Origin of the sequence: Polynucleobacter sp. MWH-Adler-W8 (genome assembly GCF_001889925.1) — a bacterium.
In the GTDB taxonomy this organism is placed as follows: Bacteria; Pseudomonadota; Gammaproteobacteria; order Burkholderiales; family Burkholderiaceae; genus Polynucleobacter.
In genome coordinates this window covers 46,994-67,385 of record NZ_LZFI01000008.1, presented here as the reverse complement: position 1 = coordinate 67,385, position 20,392 = coordinate 46,994, and the positions used below count along the sequence as shown (strand labels likewise).

Below are 20,392 nucleotides of genomic sequence, written 5' to 3'. Positions count from 1 at the left end.
TCTGTTGATCTGACAAGGGCGTTCTAACTTGATGGGTTTACTTAATTGCGCGGTAGCCAATATCTTTACGATATTGCATGCCGTCAAACTGGATATGGTTGATGGCTTCATATGCTTTTTGTTGGGCGCCACGCACGGTATCAGCAAGTCCAACAACGCACATCACTCGTCCACCGGAGGTCACTACTTTGTCATCTTGTAATTTTGTACCAGCATGGAACGTAATTTGATCTTCAGTATCAGCCGGAATGCCGGTAATCACATCACCAGCACGCGGGGTATCAGGGTAATTGTGGGCTGCAAGCACAACGCCTAAGGCAGTGCGACGATCCCATTCCAGTTCAACTTCATTGAGCGTTCCATCTACTGCATGATCTAGTGCATTGACGAGATCACTGCGCAGGCGAGCCATGATCGGTTGTGTCTCTGGGTCGCCCATGCGGCAGTTAAATTCCAAAGTCTTGATCTTGCCATCGGGAGAGATCATTAAGCCCGCATACAAGAAGCCTGTGTACGGAATGCCATCTGCTTGCATGCCCTTCACTGTTGGCATGATCACCTCACGCAATGCACGCGCATGAATTTCTGGGGTAACAACTGGTGCAGGGGAGTAAGCACCCATGCCGCCCGTATTTGGCCCTTGGTCAGCATCGAGCAAGCGCTTGTGATCTTGGCTGGTCGCTAAAGCAAGAACATTCTTGCCATCCACAAGAACAATAAAGCTGGCTTCTTCACCTGTTAGGAATTCTTCAATCACCACACGGGCACCTGCATTGCCTAATTTGTTATCAGCCAACATCATGTCAACAGCGGCATGTGCCTCTTCAAGACTCATTGCTACTACAACACCTTTACCTGCCGCAAGGCCGTCAGCCTTAATCACAATTGGCGCACCCTTGGCATCAATATAAGCATGCGCTTCAAGTGCACTAGAAAACGTTTGGTAATCGGCCGTTGGAATACCATGACGCTTCATAAAGGCTTTAGAAAAGTCTTTAGAGGATTCCAGTTGAGCCGCCAATTGTGTTGGGCCAAAAATACGCAAGCCATTGTTGCGGAATACATCCACAATGCCGGCGGCCAGCGGAGCTTCTGGGCCCACAACCGTTAGATGAATCTTCTCGCGCTTAGCAAAATCAGCCAGCTCTTGCAATCCAGTGATCGGTAGGTTCTCGATACCTGCAGCAGTTTGTTTAGCAGTAGCTGTACCGCCATTACCAGGAGCAACATAAACCGTTTGGACTTGTGGGGATTGAGCCAGTTTCCAGGCTAAAGCATGTTCGCGTCCGCCGGATCCAATTAGGAGAATTTTCATAACGATAGTTTGTCAGTATTAATGAAGTAAAAATGCAGTAAATTTTTTATATATGCAAAGTCAATTAAAGAGCAGCGTTCGTAAACACTTCTTGAACGTCATCCAAATTCTCAAGCGCATCTAACAATTTCTGCATGCTCTCAGCCTGATCACCTTCCAAGGCAATCTCAGTTTCAGGGCGCATGGCAACCGTTGCAAGCTCAGGCTTGAGACCTGCTTTACTAATGGCATCTTGTACGTTTGAAAAATCAGGAACAGGAGACAGTACCTCTAAAGAACCGTCATCGTGAGTAATCACATCTTCAGCGCCAGCATCTAATGCAACTTCCATGAGTTGATCTTCGCTAGTACCTGGAGCAAATAACATCTGACCGCAGTGTTTGAATAAAAAAGCAACAGAACCTTCGGTGCCCATATTGCCGCCATTCTTATTAAAAGCATGACGAACTTCAGCAACGGTGCGGGTACGGTTATCGGTTAAGCAATCCACAATAATGGCGGCGCCATTCATGCCATAACCCTCATAACGAATTTCTTCGTAGTTCACGCCTTCTAGAGATCCAGTGCCGCGTTGAATCGCTCTTTGCACGTTATCGTTTGGCATATTGGAGTCTTTGGCCTTATCAATAGCTAGGCGTAAACGTGGGTTAGTAGCAATATCACCACCGCCTAATTTGGCGGCTACGGTAATTTCTTTAATGAGTTTGGTCCAAATCTTGCCGCGTTTTTCGTCCTGACGACCTTTGCGGTGCTGAATATTGGCCCATTTCGAATGGCCGGCCATACGGGTAAGTCCTTTTAATAATTTGGCTAGAAGAGCTCATTTTAAGGGGTTCTAGACCCAAGGTAGGGGGTATCTGACCATTTTTTGTTACACTCTCATGTCTTAGCAGTAACAAAGTAGCAAAGTAAGCAGAATTTCCACTGCAAACACCTGCCTCGGTGATGGAATTGGTAGACGTGCCGGACTCAAAATCCGGTGCCGCAAGGCGTGGCGGTTCGAGTCCGCCCCGAGGCACCACTCAAAGACTGTTCAGTCCTTGAGCATCCCTAGATTATTTAAATTTCGTAAGTCTCGGATTCGTTATTCATTGCCTGCTCAACAATCTTCTTGGTGAGCGTTGGTGAGAATAGTTCAATGAAGGTGTAAACAAATGAGCGTAAGTAAGCGCCTTGTTTGACGCCAAGATGGGTCACGTTGTTACCAAATAAATGTCCCGCAGGAATCACTTTAAGATTGCGATCTCGATCGGGGTCATAAGCATGACCCGCAACAATACCAATGCCCATACCCGTTTCTACATAAGTCTTAATGACGTCGGCATCAATCGCTTCCAAAATAATATCGGGCGTAATGTTTCTTTGCGCAAAGGCTGCATCAACCTTGCTGCGACCAGCAAATGCTTTGTCGTAGGTGATGATTGGGTACTTAGCAATCTCTTCGAGAGTAAGTGTTGCCTGGTTGAGAAGGGGATGGCTTAGCGGCACCATGAGTACGTGCTGCCATTGATAGCCCGGCAGGGCCAGTACCCCCGGAGTGTTGGCGATACCTTCCGTGGCAATCGCAATATCCGCACGATCATGTGTGAGTAACTCTGCAATTTGACCTGGATTACCTTGCTGAATACTCACCTTTACCTTTGGAAAGCGTTTAGTAAATTCAGTCAGCACTTTAGGAAGTGCGTAGCGCGCTTGTGTATGGGTAGTGGCAATGACGAGGCTACCTTGATCTTGACTAGCAAAATCCTTACCCACTCTCTTCAGTGTTTCCACTTCATCAAGGATGCGTTCAACCGAGCTCAAAATGCGTTTACCTGGTTCCGTCAAGGAGCGAATCCGCTTGCCATGGCGACGAAAGATCTCCACGCCTAACTCATCCTCCAATTCGATAATTGCTTTAGAAACCCCTGGTTGAGAGGTGAATAAGGCTTTAGCGGCAGTGGTTAAGTTGAAGTTTTGCCTAACGGCTTCACGCACAAAGCGAAATTGGTGGAGATTCATAAGGATTCCTGTCTATATATCAGCAATGATATAGGAATCAAATTCTAAATGATTTTTGGGTATTAAGCCTTAGAAACCCAGCGCAACCCGAATAGTGCCAAAAAGAAGTAGAGCAAAGGCGGGGTAAGCGCTGTTAGAAGCGCTGGCCAAGAGCCCAAAAGCCCTACGTTGGAGAAGAGGGAATTAAATAGCTGGAAGCTCATGCCCAGCATGATTCCGCCAAACACTTTAATGCCAACGCTTCCTGCTCGAACCTTAAGGTATGCAAAGGGAAGGGCTAGCGCGAGCATCACAAAAATAGTGAAGGGATAAACCACTTTCTTCCAGAAGGCGATGGAATGTCTCTGCGCATCTTGTTTGTTTTCACGAAGGTGGGAGATAAAGCGACCCAAGCTCATGATCGACATTTTTTCAGGACTAATTAAAAGCACATTCAAAATTTGGGGCGTGACCTCCGATTCCAAAGTGAGAATCGGGTGCGTAAAAGTTTGCGCAGAAAAAACGGGGTTCAGTGGGTCAGACTGCTTTGTTTCTTTAAAGCGAGTTTCGGTGACATCATTTAGAACCCAAATGCCAGTCTCATCAAACTGTCCGGAGGCTGCGCTACGGATTGAGAGAAGATGATAGGTATCATCAAACTCATACATACGGATGTTTTGAATCTCATTATCTTTGTCAACTTTGCCCACGTTGACATAGCGCACTCCTGGGCGCACGGGTCCGCTGCCATCCTCATCGCGTAGCCGATCTTTTACCCAAACACCCGTTTTAAATTGTGACGTATAGGCTGAGCCCATAGCCTTCATGCGAATCTGGTCAGACTTTGCTTCGGAATAAGGGCCAACCCATTCACTCATGATGAGTGTGAGCACTATTAATGGAAGTGAAATTTTTGTGAGAGTAATGAGCCCACGTTTAACGTCTAATCCAGCGATACGCAAAATGGTGAACTCAGACTGGCTAGCCAGCATTGCAAATACATAGATACTGCCAATCAAGCCTGCAATGGGGATGATTTCTGAAATGCGGCTTGGGGCTTTCAGAAGTACATGAAGTAGCGCTAGAGGAAGCGTGTAGCCCCCCTGCACGGACCCTAACTCGCTCAAGATATCGAAGAACAAAAACAAAGCTACCAAGGCGAACAAGATAAAGCCAAAAGCAGCATAAATCTGCTTGGCTAAATAGCGCTCGTAAATAAAAGGAAAGAGCAATTTCATTTGGCGGCCATAGAGGCAGGCAATTGACGGCGCCACCACTTTAGAGAAGGATTAATGCGATTGCGAATTAAAGCTATCGCAATTAATAGGGCGAGCAAATGAATAGGCCAAATAGCAACAAATACAGTGACCTTGCCTTGTGAGACAAAATTTTGCGTCAGGTTCAGTAAGTTGCTATAGATTAAATAAATTAAGACCGCATAAAACATCGCAGTGTAATTACCCAAGCGAGGGTTTACATAAGCAAGCGGAATTGCAATCAGTACCAAACCCAATGCCATTAATGGCAATCCAATGCGCCAAAGTAACTCAGCACGATTGGGGCTGGTAGAGTTTGGATTGGGGTCATCTAAAAGCTCAGTGATCGTCTTCTCGCGATCGCGTGGTGGGGGCGCCAATGATTCTTTGCTCCGTATCTTGGTGCTGTATTCGTTAAATTCCAGAATTCTGAAATCGGGCTGAGTGGGTTGCCCCTCATAGCGTCTACCGTTATGCATCACGATGGATTTCTCACCACCTGCAGAGTTTTGAATAAATCCAGTTTGGGAAACTGCAATGCTCAGCCGACCATTCTTGGAATCAGCTACGAAGATATTCTTGACTTCGCTTTTATCAACATCGAGCTCTTCAATAAAAAATACACGCTCTGCTTTTGCGGACTCTTTGAATTGTCCGGCGCTCACCATGGATACGTCATCACGTTGTTGAAAGCGTTGACTAATTAAAGTGGATTCTCGGTTGGCCCAGGGCCACACAAAAAGAGCCAGGAGCGCGATCACAATAATGAGCGGCGTGGCAAATTGCATGATAGGGCGAATAAGATTGGTAACGCTTAGACCACTAGCAAACCACACAATCATTTCAGAATCTTTGTACCAGCGCACCAGAACAATTAATGTTGCGACAAATAGTGAGACTGTTAAAAGAACCGCAAGATAACCCAGGGTAGCTAAGGCAATTAACACTAGAGCGTCTTTTGGATTGACCGCCCCGTTAGCGGCATAACCCAAAATTCGGATCACCAAGGTGGTCACCATAATGGTGACTAAGACCAAAAAGACCCCGCCAGTCGTAAAACTGAGTTCGCGGCGAAGGGCCTGGTTAAAAATCATGAGAATTTATAGGTCTGGACTTGAAGGGTTATTGGGCTTGTAAATGGCTTATATTGCTGCAGGTAAGGGAAGTTATTCTCATGTCGGAGGATAATGGATAAACGTCCCAAATTAGCAGATTACCCCCTTTTGAAGCGACCAAAACACTGTAATAGATTATGACAATTCAATTCAGCACCAAGATTTTCCCTCAAGCAGACCTTCAGAGCCTAAAACTCCAGAAATCTAGCCTCAAATCCTTGCTTAGCCACAATACCGACTGCTTAGTTTTGGCATATTCCCAGGCGGATTTTGATAGTTTCTCTGGTGCTAAGGGCGCCAAGGCAAAAGCGGGATTTTTGCTAGAGCTAGATCTTTTGCTCGGAGGCTCAGTCAATCATGCCAATCTTGTTGGGGATTTAGATTCCAAGCAAGCTTCCGTATGCATGCTACGCGCAGAAAAATCTTGGTCCACTAATGGGGTTAAGGCAAAACGAGTATTACTCGTTGCTCTGGGTGATGTACATCTTGCTAGCGAACGGAGTTTGACTACTTATTCCAAAGTTGCTCGCGCAGCTTTGAAGGTCTTAAGTGGCGGATCCATTGAAAGTGCGCTTTGGTTTACACCAAGTTTTGCGCTTGCACACAAAGCTGACTTTATTGCCGAAGAGGTTCGCCTTACTGTTCAATACGCTGGCGACCAAGCTTATCGTTTTGGCGTGCGTCAGCCCGCTATGAAATTCAAAGTAAAAGATAAAGCAGACACATTTAAGCATCTCGTCTTTGCAGGTAACGATGCCTGCGCTAAAGAACTGAAGCCTGCGGTAGAGCAGGGCGTAGCTATGGTGGAGGGTATGAATCTGGCGAAGGATTTGGGTAACCTTCCTCCAAACATCTGTACACCAACTTACCTCGGTAAGGCCGCGCAGGGCTTAAGTAAAAAGACTGCTTTGAAAGTGGATGTACTTGGGCTCAAACAAATTGAGGCCTTGGGAATGGGCTCATTCTTATCCGTTGCCAAAGGATCTGCTACCCCGCCGCAATTTATTGTGATGAAACATCAAGGTGGCAAAGCAGGAGAGGCTCCGATTGTTTTGGTGGGCAAGGGCATCACTTTTGATACTGGTGGAATTTCATTAAAGCCAGGTGAAGCCATGGATGAAATGAAGTACGACATGTGTGGCGCAGCTTCAGTGATCGGTACGATGTACTCCATTGCTTTAATGAAGTTAAAGAAGAACGTGATTGGCGTAGTTCCTACTTGTGAAAATATGCCATCAGGCCAAGCTACTCGTCCTGGCGATATTGTGAAGAGTATGTCTGGGCAGACCATTGAGGTTCTCAACACCGATGCAGAAGGTCGCTTAATTCTGTGTGATGCGCTGACTTATGTAGAGCGCTTTAAGCCGGCGGCAGTGATTGACGTTGCCACCTTAACAGGCGCTTGCGTGATTGCTTTGGGTCATGTGCATAGCGGTTTGTTTTCTGACGACGAGAGCTTGGTAAGTGAGTTGACTAAAGCAGGTCATGCTTCTTTGGATACGGTATGGCGTTTGCCTTTGGATGCGGCTTACCATGAGCAGCTCAAATCTAATTTTGCAGATGTTGCCAACATTGGTGGTCGTCCAGCTGGCAGCGTGACAGCGGCTTGCTTCTTGTCTCGCTTCACCGAGAAATACAAATGGGCTCACTTAGACATTGCTGGTACCGCATGGAAGAGTGGCGCTGCCAAAGGCTCTACCGGTCGTCCTGTGCCCCTCTTGGTGAACTTCTTGCTCGAGCGCAAGTGAGCGCTTTAGATCTTGGATAAATATTGAATGGCTCGAATTGATTTTCATAGCAATGTGAGTGATAAGCTGGAATATGCTTGTCGCCTTACGCGTAAGATTTGGAGTGCTGCGTCTGAAGGTGAGCCAGTCCGCAATATTGTGATGGTGGGTGAGAAAGCAGATCTGAAAAAGTTGAACGAGCTTCTTTGGGCATTTAGCAGTACTGATTTCTTGCCGCATTGTTTTATTGAGGAAGAAGCTGCAGCTGAAACCCCAATAGTACTCACGGATGACTTTGCTTCCTCGGCCCTGAACGATATTCCCCATGCTGATGTCATGATTCATTTGGGAATGCGTATGCCTGCTGATGTGCCGGCCTTGGTTGCGCGCTTTCCCAGAATCGTTGAGGTAGTTACTGTGAATGAAACAGAGCGATTAGCAGGGCGCGAGCGTTTTAAAGCCTATCGAGAGTTGGGCCACGAGTTGCATAATTTCGACCAATCCAAAAGCTAACGATCCCAATACCCATGTTGATTCATCCACAGTTTGACCCTGCAGCAATTCGTATTGGATCTTTTGCAATTCATTGGTATGGCTTGATGTATTTAATGGCCTTCGTTCAATTTTTGCTTCTGGGTCGCTTACGCATTAAATCACCACGTTATCAATCCCTAGGTTGGACCTATAAAGATCTTGAGGATCTCCTGTTTGCCGGCGTTCTGGGCGTCGTGTTAGGCGGTCGTTTGGGCTACACCTTGTTTTATATGCCAGGCTTCTATCTAACTCACCCTTTGAGTATTTTTAAGATATGGGAAGGCGGCATGTCTTTTCATGGTGGTTTGTTAGGTGTGCTAGTTGCACTTTTCTGGTTTGCTAAAAAGCATAAGACCACTTTTTTTGTCGTAAGTGATTTGGTTGCTCCACTAGTTCCCTTTGGGTTGGCATTTGGTCGACTAGGGAACTTTATTAATGGCGAGTTATGGGGAAGACCTACTGATCTTCCATGGGCAATGATTTTTCCTTTAGTAGATTCTGTGCCACGCCATCCATCACAGATTTATCAACTGCTTGGTGAAGGTGTACTCCTGGGTATTGCGCTTTGGATTTATGCAGGCAAGCCAAGACGTGTTGGCCAGATATCTGGATTTTTCATGTTGGGTTACGGTATTTGCCGCTTCTTGGCTGAGTATGCGCGTGAGCCCGATTCCTTCTTGGGCCTTCTAGGCTTGGGTTTATCTATGGGTCAGTGGTTGTGTGTGCCAATGATATTGTTTGGCCTCTATCTCATGACTGCATTTAAATCCAAGAGTCAATAATTAGCTCATGCTGAATGAAGAGCTAACACTTCGAAAATTAGAAGTACTGTGCTCGTTTATTCGGACCGGCAGTCTTTCAAAAACAGCAGAAGAGTTGCGTTTAAGTTCAGTCAGTATTCACAAGGCATTGCATTCCCTGGAATCCGGAATAGGGTGCGCCCTATTTGTAAAAGATGGACGCCAGTTAAAAGCTTTGCCGGCAGCTATTTATTTGGCTGAAGCAAGTGCCGATTTATTGGCTGACGTAGATCGTGTTCTCAAAAAGACGAGAGCAAAAGCCGGTGTCGAGAGCGGGCAAATTCGCCTGGGGTCAATGTACTCTTTGACGGCCAATATTATTCCTAGAGTCATTATGGGTACCAAAATTCGTAGACCTGATTTGGATATTGATTTGTATCTGGGATCTAATGAGGACTTGATGAAAAGGCTCAGCGAGGGAAATGTAGATGCAGTAGTCATGGCGGTTCCTACAAGAGATCTTCCGGAGGGTGTTCAGGTAGTCCCTCTTTTTGAGGACCAGTTGTTTTTAGCTTCCTCAAAAAACAATAAGCCAGCCGAAGCTAATATTGATTTATCCGAGTACCAAAATGAGAAATTTTTAACCCTTCAAGATGGTTTTGCCACCACCTCAGGGTTTTATGAGGCTTTCCAGTTGGCTGGATTTGCCCCCAATGTAGTTATGAAGGTGGGTGATATCTTTTCTTTAATGAATATGGTCTCCGGGGACCTGGGAAGATCTTTATTGCCCGGTAGGGTGAAGGCATTAATGGGGGATGCGATTGAATTTACCCCGTTATTGCCAAAATATCAGGCAACCCAACATATTGCCCTAATGTACCTCCAGGCTAATGAATCAAACCCCAATATCCTCGCTCTAGCGGCTGAAACCCGCATGATGCATCGCAATAATTTATAAACCTGGCTTAACGCGCTAGCTAATTCATTAACTTAAAGTTAATGAATATATACTTTCATTAATTGATTCAGGTATGGCTCAGCTATACATTAGTAGTCAACCCTCACCCTTTGGGTTGAATTCTTTGAGAGATACACATGCTTGAAAAGCTAGCAAAAGCCCGTTACTTTTCCCGCGTTACCGGCGCGGTTAATCGACTCATTTCCGAGCGCGGCGAATCGAATGCCGTCAGCATGGCTAATGATGTGATCCACAACTATCGCAAGCTCTCTAAAGATCAACACTCTAAATTTTTTAATTTTCTATTTGAAAAACTCAATCCTGATGCTGCTGCGGTCATGGCTGCTGCGCAAAATTTTTCAGCAGAAGCAAGTGCGCGTAATTACATTAAATTACAACGCGTGACTGAGCCTCCGAGGCAGGAATTGTTTCGTCGACTTAATCGTGCAACCAATGGAACTGCTGCGCTTGTAGGTATGCGTCGTGATCTGTTGCAATTACTTGAAAAGCAGCCGGAGTTAACAGCAGTTGATTTTGACTTGCGTCACCTGTTGTCTTCTTGGTTTAACCCAGGATTTTTAAAGATGCATCGGGTGGATTGGAAGTCACCTGCCGAGGTTCTGGAAAAACTGATTCAGCATGAGGCTGTGCACGCAATTGATGGTTGGGATGACCTGCGCCGCCGCTTGCAGCCTGATCGTAGGTGTTTTGCCTTCTTTCACCCGCAGCTTCCAAACGAGCCTTTGATTTTCGTTGAAGTAGCGCTTTTGCCAGAAATTCCCGCTGTGATTACGCCTTTGGTAGATAAGAAGGCAGAGACAGTTCATCAAACTTCACAATATAAAGTGGCTGCTTTTTATTCTATAAGTAACTGCGAGCCAGGCCTGCGCGGTGTTTCAATGGGTAATTTCTTGATTAAGCGCGTTGCCGAACAGTTACATGCAGAATTTCCTGGTCTCAAAACCTTTGTGACGCTTTCTCCAATTCCAGGCTTCATTGACTGGGTCGCAGCTGGTGCAGATATTGGCAGCGAAAAGACAGGTACCCAACTCAAGCCGGCAGTTCGCACAGCTCGTGAGCAATCCCTGGAGATCCTTGGACTTGCTAATCGCTCTTGGTCTGAGCGCTTAAGTGCTGGCTGGCATCCAGACAATGCTAATGAAAAAGAAAAGGCCGCTTTACTGTGCCTCGCAAGTATTTACTTGGGTTTAGGTTCTGCTGGCCGTAACGGTAACCCGGTTGCCAAGTTTCACTTGGGCAACGGCGCCAAGCTTCATCAAATTAACTGGGCTGGAGACCTCTCTCGCAAGGGTTTACGACAGTCCGCGGCACTTATGGTTAATTATTTATATGATCTTTCGGCTGTTGAGGAAAATCATGAGCGATTTACCCGGGGTGAAATTGATTATTCCCGTGCGGTTGGTCGTTTAATGCAGCCCTAAGTAAGAAATTTAGTAGAGGAGACGCTAAAGCAGAATTCACAGAGTATTCGCTTTAGAATGGAACATGAAGAAGCCGGCGGTCACAAAACTGGCAGTACCCACAGTTGTAAGTAGAAAAATAATAGTCATTTAGGAGATGAACATGACAGATTCAAAAGAAATTTCTCAATTGCGTCGCACATTGTTGCTGGGTGCGGCTGGAGCATCCCTTGCTGGTTACGATCTGAGCGCGTTTGCTCAATCAGGCGCCAAAAGTTTAAAGATTTCTCACCAATTTCCAAGTGGCACAGACTTCCGTGATCGCTTATGCAAGAAGTTCGGTGAAGAGGTTACTAAAAAAACAAACGGCGAATTGAAGTTCGACGTTTATCCGCAATCCTCATTAATGAAAACAAATGCTCAATTTAGCGCTCTCCGTAAAGGCGCCCTTGACTTTAGTTTCTACCCAATGCCTTATGCGGGTGGAGAAGTTGTTGAGGCTAACATTGGTCTAATGCCAGCGCTAGTTACTAGCTATGAACAAGGCGCTAAATGGAAAAATGCTGAAGTTGGCAAGATCTTGAATAAGGTCATGGAGTCCAAGGGCATTGTGATTGTTAGTTGGGTGTGGCAGGCTGGTGGCGTTGCTACACGTTCTGGTCCTATCGTGGTTCCGGACGATGTTAAAGGCGTTAAGGTGAGGGGTGGTAGTCGTGAATTTGATGCCATGCTCAAGGCGGCCGGTGCATCCGTAATGACCTCGATTCCTTCAAATGAGATTTATCAGGCCGTGCAAACTGGCTCACTAGAGGCAGCCTACACATCATCGGCAAGCTTAATGTCATTCAAGCTTGCGGAGTTAACTAAAAACTTTACTTCCGCCAAAAATAAATCCTATTGGTATATGTTAGAGCCGCTCATGATGTCAAAAACGGTGTTTGATTCTTTAACACCAAAACAACGCGATGTCATTATGGCGGTCGGAGTGGATATGGAAAAATTTGGTACCGAACAGGCCAAGTTGGATGATATTGATGCAGCGATTGCATTTGCTAAAGCCGGCAACAAGGTTTTTGAAATGGATACGTCGGTAGTTGATAAATGGAAGGCGGTAGCTAAAAATTCTGCTTGGAAAGAATTCTCCGAGCGTAATGAAACTTGTGCTGCAATGATACGCTCAGCAGAGAAGATTTCATAAAATGATGTGGATTCTAGAGGCTGCCGACAGAGTGATGTCGGCAGTGAATAAATTCTTGGTGTTACTGGGCTCACTGGCCCTGATGGCCGCAGCTCTCATTCTGAGTTACAGCGTTATGTCTCGTGGTTTATTTCATACGGCAAACGACTGGCAAGATGAAGCTGCTCTATTTTGCTTGGTGGGCGTAACTTTTCTCTGCAGTTCATATGTGCAAGAGAGGCGTGGCCATATAGGAATTTCTGCAATTGAGGGCCTGTTGCCTCACCCGGTTAATAAAGTGCGCGGAATTGTTATTGATGTGATTTCCTGCCTATTTTTTGCCTTTTTTTCTACGAAAACTTGGGATTTGCTTCAGGAAGCATGGGTAGATGGTCAAGTAACTAACTCCACATGGGCTCCTCCCTTGTGGATTCCCTATTTAATGATGTTTGCTGGCATGGCATTGCTCACATTTCAACTATTTCTACAAATTTTCATCAGAAAAACGATCGCTACTGATGTTGTGAGTGGGGGTCACTAATATGTCTATTCTTACCATTGGTCTTTTATTTGCTTTTGTAACCCTGGTGATTATGTTTTCGGGGATTTCAATTGCTTTTGCTTTAGGTATTGTTGCAATTATTTTTATGTATTTCTTCATGCCTGCTTCATCATTAGATACGGTTGCGCAGAACGTGTATGAGGAGATGTCCAGTATTACTTTGATGTCCATACCATTGTTTATCTTGAAAGGCGCCGCTATTGGCCGTTCACGTGCGGGTAAGGATTTGTATGATGCTCTTCATGTATGGATGGGTAAGATACCTGGCGGCTTAGGAGTTGCGAACGTATTTGCTTGTGCGCTGTTTGCTGCTATGGCCGGATCTAGCCCCGCAACCTGCTCTGCAATTGGTAGCGCAGGAATTCCTGAGATGCGTAAGCGTGGCTACTCTCCAGGTTTTGCAGCAGGCATTATTGCTGCTGGTGGCACCTTGGGAATTTTATTGCCACCTTCAATCACCATGATTTTGTATTCTGTGGCAGCAGAGCAATCATTGGGGCGCTTATTCTTGGCGGCTATTGGCCCTGGCGTAATGTTGGTCATATTCTTTTCCGTCTACACGGTCTATCGCTTCCGTAAAGAGTACACCAGCGCTTACGAGGCTTATGCCGTGACTAAGGTTTCTACGCCCATATTGGAGCGTCAAACCTACACCATTCAGCAAAAAATGAGCTCATTGCCTAGGGTGCTGCCTTTCTTAGTTTTATTGATCGGTGTAATGGTTGCCTTGTACGGAGGATATGCAACGCCTGCTGAAACAGCGGGCTTGGGCGCAGTCTTTGCATTTCTATTAATTGCAGTGATTTATAAGATGTGGCGTTTCAAGGACCTGTACCCATTATTAGATGTCACGATCCGCGAATCCGCGATGTTGATGTTCATCATTGGCATGTCCCTCTTATTTGCAAATGTGATGAGTTACTTGCATTTAAGTCAGTCTGCTGCACAGGCAATTGTTGATCTAAATACTTCCAGATGGGTGCTATTGGGAGCCATTCTACTAATGGTGATCGTCCTAGGATTCTTCTTGCCACCTGTCTCGATTATTTTGATGACTTCGCCAATTTTCTTGCCACCTCTGCGTGCCGCTGGCTTTGATTTAATCTGGTTTGGCGTGGTGATGACTATTGTGATGGAAACGGGCTTAATTCATCCACCAGTTGGCTTGAATATTTTCGTTATTAAGAATATTGCCCCTGATATCACCTTGCGTGAAATCATCTACGGCGTGATGCCATTTGTATTCATCATGCTTTTTTCTGTTGTATTGCTTTGCGCATTCCCAGAAATCGCCACTGGATTATCTAATTGGGTAATGGGTGCGCCTCTAGTTTAAGAAATCAAGGAATATTTTCATGAATTTGTATTCAGTATTGGAAAAAGGTTTTCCAAAGGATAAAAAAGCGTGCGCTCTCGAGACACACGACGGTCTTTATTACTCTTGGGGTGACCTTGAGTCAGCAACCGCCAGGCTGGCTAATTTACTTGCTAGCTTGAAGCTTCCAAAAGGAGCTAGGGTTGCAGTGCAGGTTGAGAAGTCTCCTGAAGCACTTTTTCTTTATCTAGCAACGATTCGTGCGGGCTATGTGTATTTGCCGCTGAATACTGCTTATCAGTCAGCTGAAATCCAGTACTTCCTAGAGAATGCTGAGCCAGCAGTGGTTGTGTGCAGCAGCAAGAATCTCTCTTGGGTTTCTAAGGTAGCTTCCAAGGCTGGCACTAAGCATGTATTCACGCTGGACGAGAATCGTATGGGTACTTTATTAGAGCGTGCAGGAAACCTGAGCGACAAATTCAAGACCGTTCCAGCGAAGGATAATGATCTTGCAGCGATTCTGTACACCTCCGGTACGACAGGACGCAGCAAGGGCGCAATGCTGACTCATAAGAACCTTGGCAGCAATGCACAAGTGCTGCAAAAGTTCTGGGGCTGGAAAAAAGGCGACGTATTGCTACATGCTTTACCTATCTTCCACGTTCATGGATTGTTTGTGGCGGCGCATGGCGCATTGATTAATGGCAGCAAAATGATTTGGTTGCCACGTTTAGATACGGCGCAATTGATTAAGCACATGCCACAGTCCACAGTGATGATGGGTGTACCTACATTCTATGTACGCCTATTGGCTGACAAAGGATTTACTAAAAAAGTAGCAAGCAATATGCGTCTATTTGTTTCCGGCTCAGCTCCTTTGCTGACAGAAACATTTAATACCTTCAAAGAAGTGATTGGCCAGCCGATTCTTGAGCGTTATGGCATGAGTGAGACGGTGATGTTGGTTTCTAATCCTTACAAAGGCAAGCGCGTAGGTGGTTCAGTTGGCCTACCATTGCCTGGCGTTAAGGTGCGTGTAGTGGATGAAGATAACAAGCCATGCAAAGTAAACGAGATTGGCAGTATTCAAGTGAAGGGCCCGAACATATTTGCAGGCTACTGGCGTATGCCTGAGAAGACTGCCGAAGAATTTACCAAAGACGGCTGGTTTAAAACTGGCGACGTCGGTCGTTGGGGTGGCGATGCCAATGGCGGTAAAGCTCCAAATGATTACTTGTGCATTGTTGGTCGCAGCAAGGATTTGATTATTTCTGGTGGCTACAACGTTTACCCGAAAGAGATCGAAAGTTTTATTGATGACATGACTGGCGTTGATGAAAGTGCTGTGATTGGTATTCCGCACCCTGATTTTGGTGAGGCAGTGATGGCAGTAGTGGTGCCTAAGGCCGGAGCAAAACTCAATGCAGAAGCCATGATTGCTACTTTGAAAACACAAATTGCAAACTTTAAGATTCCAAAGCGCGTAGAGATTGTTGCTGATTTACCTCGTAACGCTATGGGTAAGGTGCAAAAGAATATTTTGCGTCAGCAGTACACAGCGTAATTAGAAGCCGAATGCCTTGCGGCTTTCATTAAACATGAAGGCTGCAAGGAAAAAAAGCATGATGCCAAAAACTCGTTTGAGTTGAGCAATATCGAGTTTTCTGGCCATCTTTGCACCTAAAGGTGCAGTAAAAATACTGACCGTCACGATGCACGCAACCGCTGGTAAATATACAAAGCCCAAAGAGCCTGCTGGAAGATCGGGGTTGCCCCAGCTCCCGTACATATAACCAATAGTTGCGGCTGCAGCAATTGGAAAGCCCAAGCCAGATGAAGTAGCCATTGCTGTATGCGGCTTGACGTTGCACCAAAGCATAAATGGCACAGTAATAAATGCCCCACCTGCGCCTACTAAGCTTGCAAGGGCTCCAGCAAAGGTGCCAAACGAAAATAATCCAAGCGTCCCAGGTAAGTCTCTGCCTGCCTTAGGCTTCTTATTGAGCAACATCTGGATTGAGGTGTAAACAATAAAAACGGCAAAGAAAAGTGAGAGCCAAGAAGTTTTGAGCGCTTCAAATAATTCGCTGCCACCAACCAGTCCGCCAAAAACCATTCCGGGACTTAAGGATGCAACCAGCCTCCAATCAATTGAGCTATGTTTGTGATGTGCCCAAATAGCAGAAGTTGTCGTAAATAAAATGGTGGCCATTCCGGTGGCAATTGCCATATGTACGATGACTTCTTGGCTAAATCCCAGATGGTTAAAAACCAAGATCATGAAGGGCACCAGTATCATGCCGCCACCAATACCCAGCAGTCCAGCCAAGTAGCCAGAGATCGCGCCGCACAACATCAACATCAAGATATCGCTTAGTAACATGAATTCCCCGCCTTAGCCGCTAGGCCGTCATCCTGAACCCTAAGGTTCAAGGTGGAACGGCTACTCTGCTTCGGGTGCATTAAGAGGCTCAGGGAGTAACCAAGTCTAAGTTGGCACTGTGAACTTGCAAAACGCTCACGCCCACAAGGTAAAGATCGTTCCGGATGCTTGCGCATCGGTTCAAGGAACTATTGGCCTTGGCGAACCAGGCAGGGAAAGGGTTTGCATCAAAGCATCTACTTGACCTTCAAGCACACGAATCTCACCTTGAAGGCGAGTGACTTCATCTGTGCTGACATTGGAAGAGCTGCTTTGGTGCGATGGATTTTTTTGTAAGGTAATAAGATCGCCAGCAATTTTGAGTGCGGCCATCATGCTCGCTCTTTCAATGCTGCGGTTACCACCATTAATAGCCAGTTGAATTTGTTCGTCTACCAAGACACACGCTGCACGGAGTAATGGCTCATGCTCGGCACTGGTTGCCAGAGTAATTTTCTGACCGGCAAGACTTACCTCAATGCGTTGTTGGCTCATTGTCATCCTCGGGGTTATTTGGTGGGATAGCTTCGCCTAGTAGATTGAGTTGGCGACCGTCGCTTTGTTCTGGCAGGCGACTTAGGATATGTTGAATACGCTTTTGCGCATCTTCAATCTTGTTTTCGAGTTGCGCTCGATTTTGGTTTAAGTTTTGAACGGCTTCAGCAATAACCTGAATTTTTCCAGCCACTCGATTGATGGATGCGCATAGCGCATCCATACCTAAGGCTAGGTCGCCAGTGGAAAGAGGGGAGGTCTCGCTCATACTGGCATTGTAGTCTGAAAAAAGAGCTTATTTCATAGCGTAACGCAGCCCTACAAATACGTTTGAGCCCGGGGTGTTGTAGCCATAACTAAGTTGGTAGGTCTTATTTAAAGCATTATTCCAGCGGGCAAAGACGCTCAGGTCTTTCTCTAAATCGTAATTAGCATAGAGATTGAAGATGGTGTAGCCGCCCATGCCAGTGTTTGCACCCTGAAAATCGTCCCTTCTTCCGGAAAAAGTAGCCCCAATTCCGGTAGTTAATTTGAGATAAAGATACTCGCCCGCCACATTGCCGTATTGCTTAGCCTGTTTTATCAAAGTGCTATTAGTGCTCTCGTTTACCGGGTTTTGTTGTGTGAAGGAGCCTTTTAAGCTGAGTGAAGACATTTGTACGGCGCCACTCAAAGTGCTGCCAGTAATTTTGGCGCTGGCCACGTTGGATGCACAGCCAAAAATACCTGTTCCCACTGGGCAAGTATCTGAATTGCTAACTTGAATTAAATTTGAGATGGAATTACTAAAGACCACAACATGCCCATCAAGACCTGGTTTTTCATAATGCAGTCCTGCTTCAGTGTTTTTACTTTTCTCAGGAAGGATGGCTGTATTTCCGTATCCTGGGTAGTAGAGGTCATTAAAGGTTGGTGCTCTAAATCCAGTTCCGTAGTTGATGTTCGCACGCCATTCTTTGGTGAAGAAATAACCATAAGCCGCGGCACCGGTAGTTTGTGGTCCATAACCTGTAATGCTGTCATTGCGGAGCGAGAAGTTAGCTAAGTGCGCCTCTCTTTTTAGTTGATAAGCAATAGCACCTGAATTGGTATTACGAGTTTGACTAAAGCCTAAAAAAGGATAGGGCGCTGTCAAGTTGTTGAAGTCACCGTTGTTGTAGTCCAGTTGATTGCTGGAAACTTTTTGGGTTTTTCTTTCCGCTAATACTTGCAAAACATCAGTGCCAATAGCGAAATCATTTTGCCAGGTGTAGGTATTTTGTCTTTGATTCAGGGTGCTGTCGTATGCTGGGTTATCTGGCGTGCCAGGAGCATGGTTTAGTGCGGTTCCTGTTTGTGCGGATGCTTGCAGGAGGCTGCGCCAGTTTTCCATCACTTGATTTTTAGAGTAGAGGGAATAGGTTCCCAATTGAGAAACTTGATTTTGAGTTTGTTGATATAAAAACTCTTGTGGGTCAAACCCAGGTAGTTGGTTATTTAGACGACTATTTAAAAACTGTAATCCAAACTCTTGTCCCTTACTCCACTCCTGGGATAGTCTGCCAGTAATACTGTCTTGAACGTAGCCCGTTCTGCCTGATGCGCTAAGCCCATCCTTATTGTTCGGTGCGATGGTATTAAAGCCCATAGAGAGGGTTTGGCTTGCGGCAAGCGAGTAACGAATTTTTTGATCGCCTTGCGTAGAGCCATTAATGCTGGCTTCACTGATGCTCGTGCCGTAACTGCCGTATCCAAAAGAGGCGCCCACCTTAGCAGGGCCATCGCTTTTTTTGGTAAAGATTTGCACTACGCCACCGATGGCATCAGAACCATAAAGACTGCTCTGAGGGCCAAATACGATTTCAATATGATCAATGATGGTCAGTGGGATAACTGACCAGTTGGTGCCGCCATTTATTGCATCATCAATACGCACACCATCGATTAATACCAGAGTCTGATTATTGGTAGTGCCTCTTAAGAAAACGCTGGCATTGGATCCGCCTGTTCCGTAACTAGAAATGGTCACACCCTTTTGTCGTTGCAGCAATTCAACTAAGCTCGTCTGTCCGGCTTGCTCAATTTCTTCAGGACCAATGTAAACGTTATCGGCCAATACATCGCTCGCTTTGGTTGGCGTGCGCGTTGCGGTGACGATGATGGGGTTAAGTGGACTAGATGTGCTTGCTAAAACTAGTGGTGAGTTGTTTTGTGCGAAGGCATTGATGCTGATGAGGGTGCCCAATAGAAGTGCGGCTTTTTTGTTGTTGAACTGCTGCTTCATGATTCACTTTCTGTTATCGATTGCCTAGCTAACTTCCCCGTTAGCTGGGTCGAACAGAATTTCCCGTGCAGGAGTTCAGGCGTCAATTGGGCGCAGTATCGTGAAACTCGGCGCTTTATTGGCGCGCGAAGATCCCCGTCCGCAAAATTCCACCTGTCTTGGCCGGTATCCGGGCTAGTAAATATCAGAATCTGGCCTTCCCATGCGATTGACGCGCACAGTGGCTTTGTCAGATTCCTGACGCCCCAAATAAACCAAAAAGGGCGCATTTACCTACCGTTGCGGGGGCAGCACACGTTTAGTGTTTCCCGTTTAACTTTATTGCACTGCAATAAAGCACCACTACCTCATCATTCTAGCAGATTTGAAGTGCGCCAAGAGGGGATCCAAGGCTTTGAGAGGTAAAGAAGCCTACAATAGAGGGTCTTGGAGCAAGGATTCATGACCGTATTAGATAAGCATCCCGAAAAAAACCTGATTCGCTTACAGTTGAGTCAAAACTCGGTCTTAAAAAGCTTGGATCCCTCAGCAATGGCTGATTTAGAGCGCCATTTAGAAATTGCGGACCTCAAAAAATCAGAAATTTTGCTGCATCAAGGTGATCACCAGATGGAGCAGTACTTCGTTTTGGATGGCATTCTGAAGCGGATTGTTTCAAGCGCTGATGCCAAAGAGATGATTTTGCGTTTTGCCATCGAAAAAGATATTGAAACGAGCTATGCCGCATGGCGCTTAAAAACCGCTGCCCCCTACAGTATTGCGTGTGTCACTAAGGCGCGTGTGGCCCGGATGCCCATGAAGAAGTGGGCTGAATTTCTTGAGGAGCACAAACCTCTCAAAGAGAGCTTTGAGTTCGAGGTAATGCGCCTGATGAGTGAAATCATGGCCCACACCATTACCTTGCATATGCTCGATGCCCCAGGCCGGGTAGAGCGTTTCTTGCGTAAATATGAGGATTTGTTCGAGCTTCTACCAAAGAAGGAGCTGGCAGCCTATCTCAATCTCTCTCCTGAGACCCTAAGTCGCCTTAAAACGAAGCATAAAGAGCTCTTTGTTTAAGGGGCAAAACCGCCCGTAATTACAGGATTTAGGGGGGAAATTGACCGAAGTCA

At 46.0% G+C, this 20,392-nt stretch carries 18 protein-coding genes, 1 tRNA gene, 1 other RNA gene and 1 riboswitch; of the genes, 11 read left to right on the top strand and 9 right to left on the bottom strand.

From position 1 onward, the window contains the following. Positions 1 to 37: 37 nt before the first annotated feature. Together purD and AOC28_RS09850 are read right to left on the bottom strand one after the other, a co-directional pair. Positions 38 to 1,315: a phosphoribosylamine--glycine ligase gene (purD, locus tag AOC28_RS09855; protein WP_072583808.1), complete on the bottom strand. Its 1,278-nt coding sequence runs from the start codon at positions 1,313 to 1,315 to the stop codon at positions 38 to 40. A gap of 64 nt (positions 1,316 to 1,379) precedes the next feature. After that, positions 1,380 to 2,099, bottom strand: coding sequence for a YebC/PmpR family DNA-binding transcriptional regulator (locus AOC28_RS09850; protein ID WP_072583807.1), 720 nt, complete (start codon positions 2,097 to 2,099; stop codon positions 1,380 to 1,382). Positions 2,100 to 2,251: 152 nt separating this feature from the next. Between AOC28_RS09850 and AOC28_RS09845 the strand changes: the two genes are divergently transcribed. Next, positions 2,252 to 2,336 (top strand) — tRNA-Leu (locus AOC28_RS09845). Between the two features lie 38 nt (positions 2,337 to 2,374). Here the strand turns inward: AOC28_RS09845 and AOC28_RS09840 are convergent. From AOC28_RS09840 to lptF, 3 genes are all read right to left on the bottom strand, one after another. Beyond that, positions 2,375 to 3,316 carry a CysB family HTH-type transcriptional regulator gene (locus tag AOC28_RS09840; RefSeq protein WP_072583806.1) on the bottom strand — a complete coding sequence of 314 codons (942 nt, stop codon included), beginning with the start codon at positions 3,314 to 3,316 and terminating at the stop codon, positions 2,375 to 2,377. 62 nt (positions 3,317 to 3,378) lie between these two features. Further along, positions 3,379 to 4,533, bottom strand: a complete 1,155-nt coding sequence (gene lptG, locus AOC28_RS09835; protein ID WP_072583805.1) for an LPS export ABC transporter permease LptG — start codon at positions 4,531 to 4,533, stop codon at positions 3,379 to 3,381. Then, on the bottom strand, positions 4,530 to 5,645 hold the full coding sequence (gene lptF / locus AOC28_RS09830; protein ID WP_072583804.1) for an LPS export ABC transporter permease LptF: 1,116 nt from the start codon (positions 5,643 to 5,645) through the stop codon (positions 4,530 to 4,532). The genes lptG and lptF overlap by 4 nt, the downstream gene beginning before the upstream one ends. Before the next feature lie 158 nt (positions 5,646 to 5,803). Between lptF and AOC28_RS09825 the strand changes: the two genes are divergently transcribed. The 9 genes from AOC28_RS09825 to AOC28_RS09785 all read left to right on the top strand — a co-directional run bounded on the left by AOC28_RS09825 (position 5,804) and on the right by AOC28_RS09785 (position 15,664). After that, a complete protein-coding gene (locus AOC28_RS09825; RefSeq protein ID WP_072583803.1) occupies positions 5,804 to 7,414 on the top strand; it encodes a leucyl aminopeptidase in 1,611 nt (536 codons plus the stop codon). Positions 7,415 to 7,441: 27 nt separating this feature from the next. Then, the gene (locus AOC28_RS09820; protein WP_072583802.1) at positions 7,442 to 7,906 is read left to right on the top strand and encodes a DNA polymerase III subunit chi; all 465 of its coding nucleotides are present in this window, start codon (positions 7,442 to 7,444) and stop codon (positions 7,904 to 7,906) included. A gap of 14 nt (positions 7,907 to 7,920) precedes the next feature. Further along, entirely contained in the window at positions 7,921 to 8,709 is a 789-nt protein-coding gene (gene lgt, locus AOC28_RS09815; RefSeq protein ID WP_072583801.1) for a prolipoprotein diacylglyceryl transferase, read from the top strand. A gap of 7 nt (positions 8,710 to 8,716) precedes the next feature. Continuing rightward, positions 8,717 to 9,625: a LysR substrate-binding domain-containing protein gene (locus AOC28_RS09810; protein WP_072583800.1), complete on the top strand. Its 909-nt coding sequence runs from the start codon at positions 8,717 to 8,719 to the stop codon at positions 9,623 to 9,625. Positions 9,626 to 9,762: 137 nt separating this feature from the next. Continuing rightward, positions 9,763 to 11,067, top strand: coding sequence for a malonyl-CoA decarboxylase (locus tag AOC28_RS09805; protein ID WP_072583799.1), 1,305 nt, complete (start codon positions 9,763 to 9,765; stop codon positions 11,065 to 11,067). Positions 11,068 to 11,209: 142 nt separating this feature from the next. Next, on the top strand, positions 11,210 to 12,244 hold the full coding sequence (gene dctP / locus AOC28_RS09800) for a TRAP transporter substrate-binding protein DctP (RefSeq protein WP_072583798.1): 1,035 nt from the start codon (positions 11,210 to 11,212) through the stop codon (positions 12,242 to 12,244). Between the two features lies 1 nt (position 12,245). Further along, on the top strand, positions 12,246 to 12,764 hold the full coding sequence (locus AOC28_RS09795; RefSeq protein ID WP_072583797.1) for a TRAP transporter small permease: 519 nt from the start codon (positions 12,246 to 12,248) through the stop codon (positions 12,762 to 12,764). 1 nt (position 12,765) lies between these two features. Continuing rightward, positions 12,766 to 14,121: a TRAP transporter large permease gene (locus AOC28_RS09790; RefSeq protein ID WP_072583796.1), complete on the top strand. Its 1,356-nt coding sequence runs from the start codon at positions 12,766 to 12,768 to the stop codon at positions 14,119 to 14,121. A gap of 13 nt (positions 14,122 to 14,134) precedes the next feature. Continuing rightward, on the top strand, positions 14,135 to 15,664 hold the full coding sequence (locus AOC28_RS09785) for a malonyl-CoA synthase (protein ID WP_143143928.1): 1,530 nt from the start codon (positions 14,135 to 14,137) through the stop codon (positions 15,662 to 15,664). On the opposite strand, the gene AOC28_RS09780 is transcribed toward AOC28_RS09785, so the two are convergent. From AOC28_RS09780 to AOC28_RS09760, 4 genes are all read right to left on the bottom strand, one after another. Continuing rightward, positions 15,665 to 16,483 (bottom strand): sulfite exporter TauE/SafE family protein, encoded by an 819-nt coding sequence (locus tag AOC28_RS09780; RefSeq protein ID WP_072583794.1) that lies wholly within the window; start codon positions 16,481 to 16,483, stop codon positions 15,665 to 15,667. It abuts the gene before it with no gap. Next, positions 16,484 to 16,702, bottom strand: a non-coding RNA gene (gene ssrS / locus AOC28_RS09775) — 6S RNA. Between the two features lie 295 nt (positions 16,703 to 16,997). After that, positions 16,998 to 17,285 carry a hypothetical protein gene (locus AOC28_RS09765; RefSeq protein ID WP_072583793.1) on the bottom strand — a complete coding sequence of 96 codons (288 nt, stop codon included), beginning with the start codon at positions 17,283 to 17,285 and terminating at the stop codon, positions 16,998 to 17,000. Between the two features lie 27 nt (positions 17,286 to 17,312). Next, positions 17,313 to 19,280, bottom strand: coding sequence for a TonB-dependent receptor (locus tag AOC28_RS09760; RefSeq protein WP_072583792.1), 1,968 nt, complete (start codon positions 19,278 to 19,280; stop codon positions 17,313 to 17,315). Positions 19,281 to 19,422: 142 nt separating this feature from the next. Then, positions 19,423 to 19,639, bottom strand: a riboswitch (cobalamin riboswitch). 82 nt (positions 19,640 to 19,721) lie between these two features. Between AOC28_RS09760 and AOC28_RS09755 the strand changes: the two genes are divergently transcribed. Next, positions 19,722 to 20,339, top strand: a complete 618-nt coding sequence (locus AOC28_RS09755; RefSeq protein ID WP_072583791.1) for a Crp/Fnr family transcriptional regulator — start codon at positions 19,722 to 19,724, stop codon at positions 20,337 to 20,339. Positions 20,340 to 20,392 lie beyond the last annotated feature (53 nt).